Source organism: Corynebacterium sp. MSK047 (assembly GCF_030232285.1).
In the GTDB taxonomy this organism is placed as follows: domain Bacteria; phylum Actinomycetota; class Actinomycetes; order Mycobacteriales; family Mycobacteriaceae; genus Corynebacterium; species Corynebacterium jeikeium_D.
Genome location: NZ_JASPJI010000003.1, coordinates 72,842 through 85,800, shown reverse-complemented (window position 1 = coordinate 85,800; position 12,959 = coordinate 72,842). Strand labels below are relative to the sequence as shown.

Annotated in this window: 11 protein-coding genes; 3 read left to right on the top strand and 8 right to left on the bottom strand. The window is 59.7% G+C overall.

Going from position 1 to position 12,959, the window contains the following annotated elements; genetic code table 11:
• Positions 1–25: 25 nt before the first annotated feature.
• The gene (locus QP981_RS01810) at positions 26–694 is read left to right on the top strand and encodes a 3'-5' exonuclease (protein ID WP_069358819.1); all 669 of its coding nucleotides are present in this window, start codon (positions 26–28) and stop codon (positions 692–694) included.
• 139 nt (positions 695–833) lie between these two features.
• Positions 834–1,994, top strand: a complete 1,161-nt coding sequence (locus QP981_RS01805) for an ATP-binding protein (RefSeq protein ID WP_048735292.1) — start codon at positions 834–836, stop codon at positions 1,992–1,994.
• A gap of 5 nt (positions 1,995–1,999) precedes the next feature.
• Here the strand turns inward: QP981_RS01805 and QP981_RS01800 are convergent, their stop codons facing one another.
• The 8 genes from QP981_RS01800 to QP981_RS01765 form a co-directional block, all read right to left on the bottom strand.
• A complete protein-coding gene (locus QP981_RS01800; RefSeq protein ID WP_070652911.1) occupies positions 2,000–3,052 on the bottom strand; it encodes a uroporphyrinogen decarboxylase/cobalamine-independent methonine synthase family protein in 1,053 nt (350 codons plus the stop codon).
• Positions 3,049–4,188 carry a tRNA 2-thiouridine(34) synthase MnmA gene (gene mnmA, locus QP981_RS01795; RefSeq protein WP_284857340.1) on the bottom strand — a complete coding sequence of 380 codons (1,140 nt, stop codon included), beginning with the start codon at positions 4,186–4,188 and terminating at the stop codon, positions 3,049–3,051. Before mnmA ends, QP981_RS01800 begins: the two co-directional genes overlap by 4 nt.
• 63 nt (positions 4,189–4,251) lie before the next feature.
• Positions 4,252–5,403, bottom strand: coding sequence for a cysteine desulfurase family protein (locus QP981_RS01790; protein WP_284857367.1), 1,152 nt, complete (start codon positions 5,401–5,403; stop codon positions 4,252–4,254).
• A 253-nt stretch (positions 5,404–5,656) separates the two neighbouring features.
• Complete coding sequence (locus QP981_RS01785; RefSeq protein ID WP_070549672.1) at positions 5,657–6,601, bottom strand: electron transfer flavoprotein subunit alpha/FixB family protein; 945 nt, start codon at positions 6,599–6,601, stop codon at positions 5,657–5,659.
• Positions 6,602–6,655: 54 nt separating this feature from the next.
• A complete protein-coding gene (locus tag QP981_RS01780) occupies positions 6,656–7,441 on the bottom strand; it encodes an electron transfer flavoprotein subunit beta/FixA family protein (protein WP_016422470.1) in 786 nt (261 codons plus the stop codon).
• A gap of 337 nt (positions 7,442–7,778) precedes the next feature.
• Positions 7,779–8,963 (bottom strand): THUMP-like domain-containing protein, encoded by a 1,185-nt coding sequence (locus tag QP981_RS01775; RefSeq protein ID WP_284857341.1) that lies wholly within the window; start codon positions 8,961–8,963, stop codon positions 7,779–7,781.
• 54 nt (positions 8,964–9,017) lie between these two features.
• Positions 9,018–9,857, bottom strand: a complete 840-nt coding sequence (locus QP981_RS01770) for an NUDIX hydrolase (protein WP_284857342.1) — start codon at positions 9,855–9,857, stop codon at positions 9,018–9,020.
• Between the two features lie 6 nt (positions 9,858–9,863).
• Positions 9,864–10,700, bottom strand: coding sequence for an ABC transporter ATP-binding protein (locus tag QP981_RS01765; protein WP_048735276.1), 837 nt, complete (start codon positions 10,698–10,700; stop codon positions 9,864–9,866).
• Positions 10,701–10,840: 140 nt separating this feature from the next.
• Here QP981_RS01765 and QP981_RS01760 point away from each other — a divergent pair, with 140 nt between their 5' ends.
• Positions 10,841–12,871, top strand: a complete 2,031-nt coding sequence (locus tag QP981_RS01760) for an alpha-1,4-glucan--maltose-1-phosphate maltosyltransferase (RefSeq protein WP_070595729.1) — start codon at positions 10,841–10,843, stop codon at positions 12,869–12,871.
• The last annotated feature ends 88 nt before the right edge of the window (positions 12,872–12,959 follow it).

Sequence of the window (12,959 nt, the reverse complement as noted above, 5' to 3'; positions counted from 1 at the left end):
CCGCACTCTCCGCTACAGTTGAGACATGCATAATTTCGATCCGCGACGCATGCTCGCGTTTGATCTGGAGACTACCGGCACGGATCCTCGCACCTGCAAGATTGTCACTTCCGCACTGGTCCGACTGACTGAGCAGGGCAAAGATTCCACCATCATGCTCGCTAATCCCGGTGTCGAAATTCCACAAGCTGCGTCTGATGTGCATGGCATCACCACTGAAAAAGCTCGCGCGGAGGGGCGCCCGCACGATGAAGTGCTAGCGGATACCATTGCCGGCCTTCGAGCTGCCTGGCGCGATGGTCTGACCGTAGTGGCCTATAACGCGGCTTATGATCTGACGGTACTGCGCTCGCAGGATCCCAGTTTTACTGTTGACGGCCTCGTCGTCGACCCCTTTGTGCTGGATAATTACGTCGACCCAGAACGTCGTGAAAAACGCACTTTGACTGATGTCTCCCGCCATTATCAGGTGCGCCTGGACGGGGCACATGATGCCACCGAAGATGCTCTGGCGGCTGCGCGCATCGCATGGGTGATGGCGCGCCACTACCGGGAGCTAACCGAAAAATCAGGGGAAGAGCTGATGGAGCTGCAGGCCGTCGCGTACTACCAGTACAAGAAGAACCTGCAGCAGTACCTGACCGAAAAGGGTAAGGATACGTCGGACTTCACCTTCGGGTGGCCGATGGACTGAGCAGCGGCCCCTTCACCCTCCCCGGCTCTCCCAATATCCAGAGTTTTGTGATTATCCAACGGAAACCGAATATCCAAATTTCGGCGGGATATCCAAGTTATCCAAGTCGATGTGGATTATCCATTGCTATGATTGATGCGTGACCACTCGCAGCGACAAGGCCATCTCCATCCCACGCAATCCTTTCCACCCCACATTCGGCCGATCCCCGGCCATCATCGGTGGGCGCGATGTCGAGCTGGACTCGTTTGAGCTGGCTCTGGCGGAAGGCCCCGGTAATCCCTGGCGAACCGCGCTAATTTCCGGTACCCGCGGAATCGGCAAGACGGTACTTCTCAACGAGTTTGAAGCCGCAGCAAAGCAACTGGGATGGATTGTGCTGCGTGCTCACATCGGCTCTGAAATGATTTCTGAGCTCACCGATGTCACCATTCCGCGCGCTTTCAGTGCCATTGACAGTGCACCGACGGGCAAGGGCCGTCACCTCACCGGCCTGTCCATCGCCGGCATTGGCGGGTTTAAGACGGAAGTCAGCACTTCTCAGCCCGAGCCCGGCAGGAATCTGCTCAGCCAACTTCAGGATCTCTCGGCTCTCCTCATGCCACAGGGATCCGGCATCTTGCTCACTCTCGACGAGGTGCAAAGTGCAGAACCCGCACAGCTCAACGAAATTGCCCATGCAATCCAGGACCTAAATCGCGACGATGCGGAGATTGCCTTTGTCGCAGCCGGGCTGCCCAGCGGTATCGAAGACTTGCTCCAGCTAGAGGGCGCAACATTCTTACGCCGTGCCGAACGCGTGTCTCTGGGCCGATTGGACGTGGAGACCACCAAGGACATCATTCGCAGAACTGCAGAACTCGGCGAACGCGCGATGACCGAGGATGCCGTCGAGCTGGCCGCTGAACTCAGCCACGGCTACCCGTATCTCATACAGACCATTGGCTCAGTCGCTTGGGCGAAGGCCAGGTTGGCCCACTCGGACACCATTACCGCTCAGCATGTCTCGGATGCCGCAGCGGAATCAATCCGCCGCATCGGGCTGCAAGTTCATGCGCCCAGCCTGCGGAAAGTGTCACCTCGCCAGATTGATTTTCTCAAAGCGATGGCGCGCCTCTCCCCCAATGGAAAGCCCGTGGCCACGAGCGTCATCGCAGAGACCATGGGACGCAAACTCTCTGGCATCTCACAGCTTCGCCATGACCTGATTTACCGTGAGCTGATTGTGTCAGCGTCGACGGGATACGTGGAATTCACACTTCCCTACTTCGCGGACTACCTCAATACGCTGGTGGAATAAGGTCGCTATTCGTCGCGAGCCAAGTCACCGGCTGCCCGACGAAGAAGCTCCGTGGCATTGCGGCCTGCGCCGAGTTGCGCCTGTGCTTCTTCATTGGAGCTGGCAGCAAAGCCGCCCATCGGCGCCAGATTCAGGCTCTCAGCAATCTGTAGGCGCGAATAGCCCAGCTCATCCCAGAACAGCGCTGCTTGCTCAGCGAGTGCTCGAGCCGGTGTCGCCACCGGGACGCCCGTGTGCTCTTCTCGCTCCGTGACCGTCACTGGCACAATACCCAGCTCCAGGGACATATCGGCACCGACCACGGCAGCCGCAAAATCCAGTTGCTGCGTGGTGGTCAGTTCTTTGCGAGGTAGCCACACTCCGGCCGCACCGGAATCCGCCAAGGCCTGAACAGCCAGGCCATCGGGGCTCGACAGCGCGATGGTCACTTCGATGTCGTCGTCACGCAGCGGCCCTGTGACTTCGAGGAAGATCTCCGCGATCTCGCGGTGCCCCTGGGCGGGGAGATAACCCGCGTTGCCCATCAGCATGGACGGGGCCTTGATTTTGCCCTGTACGACTGCGCCGAGTGCGGGTTCTGCCAGAAGTACTTCGATGTCGCTGTCGAAACGCCGACGGACATCGGCGATGTGGGAAGCCAATCCCGCGGCCAACGACTGCGCGAAGTACTTCACGGCGCCGCGGTCAACGGCGATGAGATGGCCTGCGGCATTTTCCACCGAAGTCGCCATCGTCCATGGGCCGAGAGCGGTCAGGCGAATTTTCTGCGGGGTGCGTCCCCACGCTTCCTCGCACGCGTCGATGTCTCGGTGGAGATAATCAGTGGCCAAGGCACTCGCGCGACCACGACGGTCGGCGACTTTCCAGGAGCGCGCTCCCCTGTCGACGACGAGGTCAGCCATGAGGGCGGCCGTGCGACCGACGGCATCGGCGCCGAACCCACGGGCGGGCAACGTCGGTAGCGTGAGGTGACCTTCCAGGCATTCGCCAATGACAATCTCTGCCGCCTCGTGTGGATTGCGGCCCGGCATCGGGCCAAGGCCGACAAAGGAGGTCACGACAAGTCCTCTTCACGGGCGGTCGAGACAATCGTGCCGGAGCCCAGCACGTAGTCGCCCGCAGTGTCAGTGTGGTACAAAACAGCGGCCTGACCAGGCGCGACACCACGAAGCGGATCGCTCAGGTGCAGCCGGAAGGCGCCACCGCGTCCGGTGACGTCATCGTCAGGTCCTGCCAGCACTTCAATGCGGCAGTCGATGGGGCGACCGTGCGCACGCACCTGCACCTGCAGCTTGCCGGCCTCCGAGGCAGCGAGTACCTCATCCGGGTTGGCCAGCCAGATGGCACGGTCGGCCTCGAGCACGTTGACATTCAAGTCCGCAGCCGTGCCGATTGTCACCGTGCCGGTCTCTGCATCAATGCCGGTGACATAGCGCGGCTTGCCATCCGGCATCGGCCCCGCCAGGCCAATCCCCTTGCGCTGACCGATGGTGAAACCGTAGACACCGTCGTGCTCAGCGACGGTGTCGCCAGTTTCCTTATCCACAATGGTGCCCGGGCGACAGCCAATCTTCGCGCCCAGGAACGCCTTGGTATTGCCATCCGGGATGAAGCAGATGTCGTAAGAGTCCGGCTTGTTGGCAGTGCCTAGTCCCATCCCGCGGGCTTCTTCACGAATCTCTGGCTTCTCGGTGTTTCCTACCGGGAACATCGAGCGCTGCAGCTGCTCGCGATCCAGCACGCCCAGGACATAGGACTGGTCCTTCTTCGCATCGCGGCCGCGGCGCAACAGGCCGTCGTCGCCAAGCAAAGCGTAATGCCCCGTGACCACAGCGTCGAAGCCGAGCGCGATGCCGCGCTCTAGTAGAGCGGCGAACTTGATGCGTTCATTGCAGCGCAGGCATGGGTTCGGCGTCTCGCCGCGCTCGTAGGAGTCGTAGAAGTCATCCATGACCTCTTCCTTGAAGCGCTCGGAGAAATCCCAGACGTAGAAAGGAATGCCCAGCTCATCGCAGACGCGGCGGGCATCGCCGGAGTCCTCTAGCGAACAGCAGCCGCGGGATCCGGCGCGAACGGACTGCGGATCTTTCGACAGCGCCAAGTGCACGCCGACGACCTCGTGACCTGCGGCCAATGCACGCGCCGCAGCCACGGAAGAATCCACACCACCGCTCATTGCTGCAAGAACTCGCATTGCGTTGCAACCTTTCCCCTCTAGATTTTGTGCACGTGTCACCGTACCACCACGGGGCAAAAACTAAGCCATGCCCGCACGCCGCGCCCGCTCGACCGTTTCCGGCAGCGCCGAAATGACGGCGTCGACATCCGCCTGCGTCGAGGTGTACCCCAGCGTAAAACGAATCGACGACCGCGCTTCCGGCTCCGAAACGCCCATCGCCATCAGCACGTGCGAGGGACGGTTAACGCCCGCGCTACATGCCGATCCCGTAGAGCAGTCAATTCCCGCCGCATCGAACAGCATGATCAAACTATCGGCCTCCGCGCCCGGGAAGCTGGCGTAGACGTGCCCCGGCAAAGCGAGCTCGCTAGTGTGGATAATCGCACCGTCGATGTGCACGATTGCCCTGATGAGCTGCTGCGTCAGACCGCGGATTCGCTCATTGTCCGCCGCCATCGCGTCCACCGCCGCGCGCAGTCCTGCCGCCATGCCCGCCGCCGACGCCACGTCCTGCGTGCCCGAACGCAGTCCGCGTTCCTGCCCGCCGCCGTTGTTATGCGGGGTAAGTTTCGCTTCACGACGAACAAGCAGCGCCCCAATCCCACGGGGACCGCCGAACTTGTGCGCGGAGATGGCCATTGTAGTGGCGCCACTTGCGTGGAAATCAATTGGCAGATGTCCGGCTGCCTGCACAGCATCGATATGGAAAGGCACGCGAGCCTCCTTCGCCCGCTTGGCAATCTCCTCCACCGGCTGGATGGTGCCGGTCTCATTGTTCGCCCACATGCACGTCACCAGCGCGGTGTTCTGCCGACTAATCTCCGGGAACTGCACCATGTCAACGCGACCATCAGCACCTACAGGAGCCTCAACAATCTTGGCCCAGTGTTCCTTTTCCAGATGGTGGCATGTCTTCAACACTGCATCGTGCTCGATTGGTGGAACCACAATGTCCGAGCCAGAGGCCTTGAAGTACAGGCCTGAAATCGCTAGATTGTCGGCCTCAGTTCCACCGGAAGTAAAAACTACCTCGATGGGATCGGCACCGAGCAGCTCTGCAATTTCTTCTCGGGACTCTTCCAGAACCTTTTTCGCAATGCGTGCGGTGGCGTACTGCCCCGAGGGGTTGGCCAGACCTAGGTTCTCGACCATTGCCGTGCGCGCTTCTGGGCGTAATGGTGTAGTCGCGGCATGATCCACAAAGTGACGGGTCTTCGCAGCAGACTTCATTTCACTCTTCTCGTCCGGAGCGGCAACGATGTGGTCATTAAGCATGCAGGCAGTATAACGCTGCGTGCGCCTTATGCTCACTATCCGCCATAGTTAAACCTCACTATCTGCACGAACAGATGAGTAGGACCAAAAAAATGCTCGGGGCGGGAACAGACAGGAAATCTGTGCCCACCCCGAGCGGGTAGTTGCTAGCCGAGTTGGCTCTCGACCAGCAGCCTTACGCAACTAGCAGACTTAAGGCAAGTGCGTATTACTTCAGGTTCTCGATAGCCTGCGGGACAACGTCGAACAGGTCACCGACGACACCGAAGTCAGCAATCTCGAACAGCGGAGCCTCTTCGTCCTTGTTGACCACAACGATGGTCTTGGAGGTCTGCATACCTGCCTTGTGCTGGATAGCACCGGAAATACCCAGAGCAACGTAGAGGTCCGGGGAAACGGTCTTACCGGTCTGGCCAACCTGGAACTGACCCGGGTAGTAGCCAGCGTCAACAGCAGCACGGGAAGCACCAACAGCTGCGCCGAGAACGTCTGCCAGCGGCTCAACAACGTTCTTGAAGCCATCCTCGGATGCGACACCGCGGCCACCGGAAACAACCAGCTTAGCCTCGGTCAGCTCCGGACGGTCGCCGCCCTCAGCCGGTGCGAAGGAAACGATCTCGACAGCGTTGTTGCCGATCTCTGGGAATGCGATCTCGGTAACGTCAGCGGAACCGGACTTCTCCTCCGGGTCAACGGAGCCCGGACGCAGAGCGTAGACCGGGGATGCGCCGTAGCCGACACCGTCAACGATGTACTCGCCACCGAAGATGGAGTACTTAACGGAAGCGTCATCGTTGATAGCAACAACGTCGGACAGCAGACCGGAACCGGTCAGCGCAGCGACGCGGCCAGCGATTTCCTTGCCGGTTGCGGAAGCGGAAACCAGCACCGGAACCTCACGCTCGGAGGCCAGGCCGACGAGAACGTCAACCTCAGGGGTGATCAGGTACTTGTCGGCATCGTCGGACTCAGCAGCGAGAATCTCGCCAGCGCCGTAGGAGGCCAGGGTGTCTGCGAAGCTAGCAGCGGTACCCGGGGTACCCACGACAACTGCGGCCGGGGTGCCGAATGCGGAAGCAGCGGTCAGCAGTTCAGCGGTGGTGTTCTTCAGCTCGCCATTTGCGTGCTCGACGAGAACGAGGACGTCGGTCATAGTGATCTTTCTCCTACTTGTATCTCTATTTGTCTTCTATTCGCGTCAAGCGCCTTAGATGAACTTCTGGGCCTTGAGGTACTCGGCCAGCTTGGCGCCGCCGTCTCCCTCATCGTTAATGCGCTCACCAGCGGTCTTAGCCGGCTTCGGGGTGGAGCCAGTGACACCGGTAGCAGCGTTTTCGAGACCAACCTGCTCTGCCTCAGCAGCAACATCGTCCAGAGTCAGCTCGGTGACCGGCTTCTTCTTAGCGGCCATGATGCCCTTGAAGGATGCGAAGCGCGGGCTATTAGCCTTCTCAGTGACGGAGACGACTGCCGGCAGGGATGCCTTGAGCTGGTAGATGCCGTCTTCGACCTCGCGCTCACCGGTGATGGAGTCACCTTCGATAGCGACAGAGCGCAGGTGAGTCAGAACCGGCAGGTCGCGGTAGACACCGAGGATAGCCGGGACGGAGCCGGTGCCACCGTCAGTGGAGGCATTGCCGGTGACGATGAGGTCAACATCCTCGAGAGTGTCGATGACGTTGGACAGAGCCCATGCGGTCTGAACAGCGTCGGAACCTTCAAGTGCGTCGTCCGAAAGAATGACAGCGTCGTCTGCACCCATGGACAGAGCCTTGCGCAGTGCCTCGACGGCACGATCCGGGCCAACAGTTGCGACGGTAACGTTTCCGCCGTGCTCTTCCTTCAGCTGCAGGGCAGCCTCAACAGCGTTCTCATTAATTTCGTCGAGAACTGCGTCTGCAGACTCACGATCGAGGACAAACTTGTCATCGGTGAGCTTACGCTCGGACCAGGTGTCCGGAACCTGCTTGACCAGAACCACGATGTTCGGCATTTTTCTGTCGTCCTTACTGGTTGATTACTGGTGAACGTTTATCTGACCTTACTTCGCAAGCCGCCTCACAATAAAGTGAACCAGGCCACGCTCTAGGTCGTCTGTGTTGAAGATAACAGAACCTGTCGCCAATGCGAAGGTGATCCAGATAACAATGTCGTTATTTTTTTAAATTTTTTTCTACACCACGGGCGCACCACGCCCGCCAACATGCTATTTCCGCATGTCAGACGTTAATAGTACGCAATCAACTGCAGCTGTCTCCGCAGTATTCGCCGACAGCAAACACCGATCCCCAACGGGCTACCCCCACCAGTTTTCCGTCGTAAAGCGGTTCTTAACCGATCTCCCGGGGCTGACAGATAAACGCCGTCGCGCTCCTTCCGATGCGCGTGACCACCACCGCCAATGCCCTGGAGCCCTTAAGCTTCCACTGCTTGCGCAACGCGTCGGGGTTGACGTCTACGCCGCGCACGAGAATCTCCACCGATCCGCAATCCAACGCTGCCAGTGCCTTGCGAACCTGCTTCAACCCCACTTGCTCAATAACTTCGAACCCGGCAATCCCCTGCGGCAAAACATCGCCACTGACGTGCGCAATCCGCTCATCGAGCTGCCACAGCCCATGCGCCGCCGCAAAATGCCGCACCAGCCCGGCGCGCACAATCGCCCCATCCGGATCAATGATGTACCGACCGGCAGCGCGCACATCGACGTCGTCAGGCATGGTGTCGTCGTAGGTCTGCACGTCCACCGCCGACAACTCTAACGGCCTGTGCTTATCGACGGTCCGGATAACCATCGCCGATCGCGTTACGGATTGCCCATCGGTAACTCCGGCCAACCCCGGCGTATATAGACATGCCTCCTTGACCGCACCGTCCACCGAAGTGACAGCCACTTCCCCGCTCCACTCGCTGAAGTCGAGGCCCGGCGCACATTTGATAGCTAGTTCTTTGTCGGGCCAGGCGGCTATGAGCGCCGGGAGCGACGGGAGCAAGTCCTCCGGGTTGGTGATCCTGCGACCACCGGAGCGACGTGCAGGGTCAGCGACAATGACGGGTGCGTCAAAGGCCGGTTGCAAAGCATCGGCCTGCGCGAAAATGCTCTTGCCGACGTTATGCCGCGCCATGGCCAGCCGCGCAAGGTCGAGATCAGACCCGACAACGGTCAGGCCCTCGTGGTCAATTGCTGCCACCTCAGTACCAATGGAGCAGGTCACATCGGCCACTGCTTCGACACCGAGATGCGCAAGCCTACGAGCGCGAGCCAGCGCGACGACAAAGGGCGTGGCCTGTTGCGCTGCTTCGGAAGAGAAGATCCAGTCCCCTGGCAGTTTGCTGACCGCCGAACGCCGAGCTGCCGCGACTTCAATGACCGCGCGACCAAACTCGCCACAGTGTTGGCGTAGATGCGCGGAGTCTGCAATCAGAGACTTTTTAGTGAGCGCGAGCTGGTCGGCCTCATCTAGCCACTCCGGGTGAGCAGCAACAGCGGCCACCTCTGCAGCGGACAGGGACACTCGTTATCTCCTTCCAACTAGGGATCAGCCGGTTAACGGGGGTTGAGTAGTCGGCTAACGGTTCATACCTTTGCGCAAATGCCCCATGTGGGTGGCAACGGCAAAGTACTCATCCATAAAAGGTTCCCCGAGGAAGTCACTACTGGTGCGGCGCACCGGAGTGTTTCTGGCCGCCTCGAGAGCCTCCGCCACAGTACTGACACCGTCCAAGCGAGTCAGTTGCGCCCAGGTCGGAGGCATGAGGCCAAGTAGCCCACGGCGCCATCCATCCAAAATCGTAGTCGGTCGGAACCAACCTGAAGATGATGCCTCAGAGGTGTCACCGTCGGCTCTTTGACCGTCGGGAAGCGCGGCGAGGAAGAAATAGGTGTCGTAACGAATGGGGTTGGATTCGGGTGTCACCCAGTTAGCCCAAGGACTGACGAGTTCGGCATCGAGCGCCAGATTTTCATTGCTAAGAAAATCCGTCAATGACAACTCGTGGGCTTCCAACTGTCGTCGCTGACGGTGGAAGCGGTGGCCATCTGCGACAATCTCACCGCCAGCATCGCGAACCAACAGAGTGCCTGTTTCCTCAAAGGTCTCACGCACGGCCGCGCAGGTGAGCGCGTGCGCCCGCGCGCGGTCGACGTTAAAAGCCTGCGCGATTCGCGACTCGGGGTCGGCTTCCGACGGCTCGGTCATGGCAATGCCCTCATTCGCGACCGCGGGGAAATCACGCCGGTCTACTCCACCGCCAGGAAACACGGTCATGTTGGCCGCAAAGCGCATAGAGGATACGCGTTCTTGAACGTAGACCTCGAGCCCGCAGTGGGTGTCGCGGAGCAGCAACACGGTCGCTGCCAGTTTCGGCGACGCGGGCGTATTCGGGGTTTCAGGTGTCGGAACCGCCATGAGCGTCTACTTCTTCCGGTGCTTTCCAGCAGGCCGTGCCCGGCGCGCAAAGTAACGATCATCGATGCGATCGACGACGATTTCCTGGTGGAAAGCCTTGGTCAGGTTCTCACTGGTCAGGACGTCGTCAATAAGCCCTTGTGCGATGACATTGCCTTCGTCGAGGAGCATCGCATGGGTGAAGCCGTACGGAATTTCTTCCGGGTGGTGCGTAATCATCACCATCGCCGGCGCATCCGGGTCGAGTGCGAGTTCGCCTAAGTAACCGACCAGGTCCTCACGGCCGCCGAGGTCGAGTCCGGCTCCCGGCTCGTCGAGAAGCAGCAATTCGGGGTTGACCATCATGGCTCGTGCGATGAGTACGCGCTTGCGCTCTCCCTCACTGAGAGTGCCCCAGGTGCGGTCTGCAAGATGCTCAGCACCCATGCGCTCGAGAATCTCGGAGAGCTGTTCGAAATCCATCTCTTCGTAGGTCTCACGCCAGCGCCCCAGGACGGAGTAACTGGCGGAAATAACAAGGTCCGCGACCTTTTCGTCATTGGGAATGCGGTGAGCAATCGACGATGATGTCAAACCAATCATGGTGCGCAGATCACGCATGTCGGTGCGCCCAATCTGCTCGCCCATCACATGGGCCACCCCTGAAGACGGGAACTCCTCCGCTGCAGCAATGCGCATCAAAGAAGTTTTGCCTGCACCGTTCGGCCCCATGATGACCCAGCGTTCGTCAAGTTCTACTTGCCAATCGACCGGCCCGACCAGCGTACGGCCACCACGGATGAGGTTTACGTCGCGAAAGTCGAGTAGCAAATCTTCGTTAAAGTCTTCTTCCAATTCAGCCACACATCCATGGTGCCCTAACTTTGCCCAAATGTGCGCTTGGACATTCTCATCTATCCTCGGTAGAGAGCAAATCGAGTTCACTCGAGATGGTTTTGCTTCGATTTTCACCTAGCTCGCCGACAATTAGGAGAACGTCTTTTATGACTGGTCGAATCGGTATTGATGACATCCGTCCTCAAATCAACGGTGGTGCAACTCCATCGAAGGCCGTAGTGGGTGAAGTCGTCCCAACCTTTGCCGTCATTTGGCGAGAAGGCCATGACGCGATGAACGCCACGCTCAACGTCAAGGGGCCGAAGGAATCAGCTTTTGCTTCCCGCTCACAGCGCATTCCAATGCACTTTTCTGACCATGATCCAAATCAGGTCAATGCCACCTTCGTCCCAGACGTTCCGGGGCTGTGGACCATTCGCATTGATGCCTGGTCCGACCCGATGGCAACGTGGCGCAACGCTATCACCAAGAAGTTCGAGGCCGGTCAGAGCGAAGCTGAACTCGCTAATGATCTAGAAATTGGCGCCGCTCTCTTCGACCGCGCCGCCGCTGGTGCCGCTGCTATCCACCGCAACCACCTACGCTCCATCGCCGCAGGTCTGCGCGGCGACGGCGATCTTCGCGCCCGCATTGCAGCCGCGCTTTCCGACGAGACCCGCGCCATTTTGCAGGCGCACCCGGTGCGCGACCTTTTGACCCGCGGAAAGACCCGCAAGATCAAGGTTGACCGCCGCGAAGCCCTGTACTCCTCTTGGTATGAGTTCTTCCCCCGTTCCAACGGTGGTTACGGCGAAAATGGCGAGCTGCTGCACGGCACATTCAAGACTGCGGTTGCACAGCTTGATCGCGCTCAGCGCATGGGCTTCGACACGGTCTATCTGCCCCCGATTCACCCAATCGGTGAAATCAATCGCAAGGGTCGCAACAACACCCTGACCCCGGAACCGGGCGATGTCGGATCTCCGTGGGCTATCGGCTCCGCAGAAGGTGGCCACGACGCCATCCACCCGAGCCTCGGTGACGAAAAGGACTTCAAGGAATTCATCAAGGCTGCTAAGGAGCGCGACCTCGAGGTCGCTATCGACCTAGCGCTCCAGTGTGCACCGGACCACCCCTGGGCTAAGGCTCACCCGGAGTGGTTCACCGTGCTGCCGGACGGCACCATTGCCTACGCCGAGAATCCGCCGAAGAAGTACCAGGACATCTACCCGCTGAACTTCGACAACGATGCCAAGGGCCTGTACGCAGAGGTTCTGCGTGTAGTGAAGTTTTGGGTCAAGCGTGGAGTCAAGGTCTTCCGCGTGGATAACCCCCACACCAAGCCGGGCAACTTCTGGGAATGGCTGATTGAAACCGTTCACGAAACCAACCCGGAGGTCATCTTCCTCGCCGAGGCCTTCACCGCCCCGGCCCGCCTCTACGGCCTGGCCAAGGCTGGCTTCACTCAGTCCTACATCTACTTCCCGTGGAAGACTACGAAGGAAGAGCTGACCGAATTCGGCAAGGAGATTACCCGCCATGCGGACATCGCTCGCCCATCCCTATGGGTCAATACCCCCGATATTCTGCATGACTTCCTGGTCAAGGGCGGCCGTGGCGCCTTCGCCATCCGCGCCGCGCTGGCTTCAACCCTGTCTCCGCTGTGGGGCATGTACTCCGGCTTCGAGCTGTTTGAAAACGTTCCGGTCAAGGAGGGCTCCGAGGAGTACCTCGACAGCGAGAAGTACCAGCTCCGCAGCCGCGATTACGACCAGGCACTGGCCACCGGCAACTCGCTGGAGCCGTTCATTGCGACGCTGAACAAGATTCGTCGGGAGCACCCTGCTCTGCAGCAGCTGCGCAACCTGCACTTCCACGACATCGACAATGACAACCTGCTGGCTTACTCGAAGCTCGATCCGGTCACCGGCGATGCCATCCTCGTTGTTCTCAACCTCGATCCGTGGAATGCCCAGGAAGCTACCGTGCACCTCGACATGGATTGCATCGGGCTCCGCAACCACGACCGCATGGATGTCACTGACCTGATTACCGGCAACCAGTTCAACTGGGGCAAGGACAACTACGTCCGCCTGGCACCGTGGGAAAACGTTGCGCACATCATCAAGCTGCCGGAAATCGACGTCAAGCTCCGCCACAAGTTGGCTTGGCGCGACGTACCCGACTACGAGGGCTAGAACGCTTGCTGGGAACTTTCGGGGTTAGTGGGCCGCTGACCTGACTACTGTCGCAACGATTCGTCGTTAGGCTGGCGGGTGAGTTAGC

Bases quoted from the DNA above. Each gene is read 5' to 3' on its own strand.
- mnmA (WP_284857340.1), bottom strand. From the start codon at position 4,188: ATGCGAGTTCTTGCAGCAATGAGCGGTGGTGTGGATTCTTCCGTGGCT.
- QP981_RS01770 (WP_284857342.1), bottom strand. From the start codon at position 9,857: ATGGCGGTTCCGACACCTGAAACCCCGAATACGCCCGCGTCGCCGAAA.
- QP981_RS01790 (WP_284857367.1), bottom strand. From the start codon at position 5,403: ATGAAGTCTGCTGCGAAGACCCGTCACTTTGTGGATCATGCCGCGACT.
- QP981_RS01810 (WP_069358819.1), top strand. From the start codon at position 26: ATGCATAATTTCGATCCGCGACGCATGCTCGCGTTTGATCTGGAGACT.
- QP981_RS01785 (WP_070549672.1), bottom strand. From the start codon at position 6,601: ATGACCGACGTCCTCGTTCTCGTCGAGCACGCAAATGGCGAGCTGAAG.
- QP981_RS01760 (WP_070595729.1), top strand. From the start codon at position 10,841: ATGACTGGTCGAATCGGTATTGATGACATCCGTCCTCAAATCAACGGT.
- QP981_RS01780 (WP_016422470.1), bottom strand. From the start codon at position 7,441: ATGCCGAACATCGTGGTTCTGGTCAAGCAGGTTCCGGACACCTGGTCC.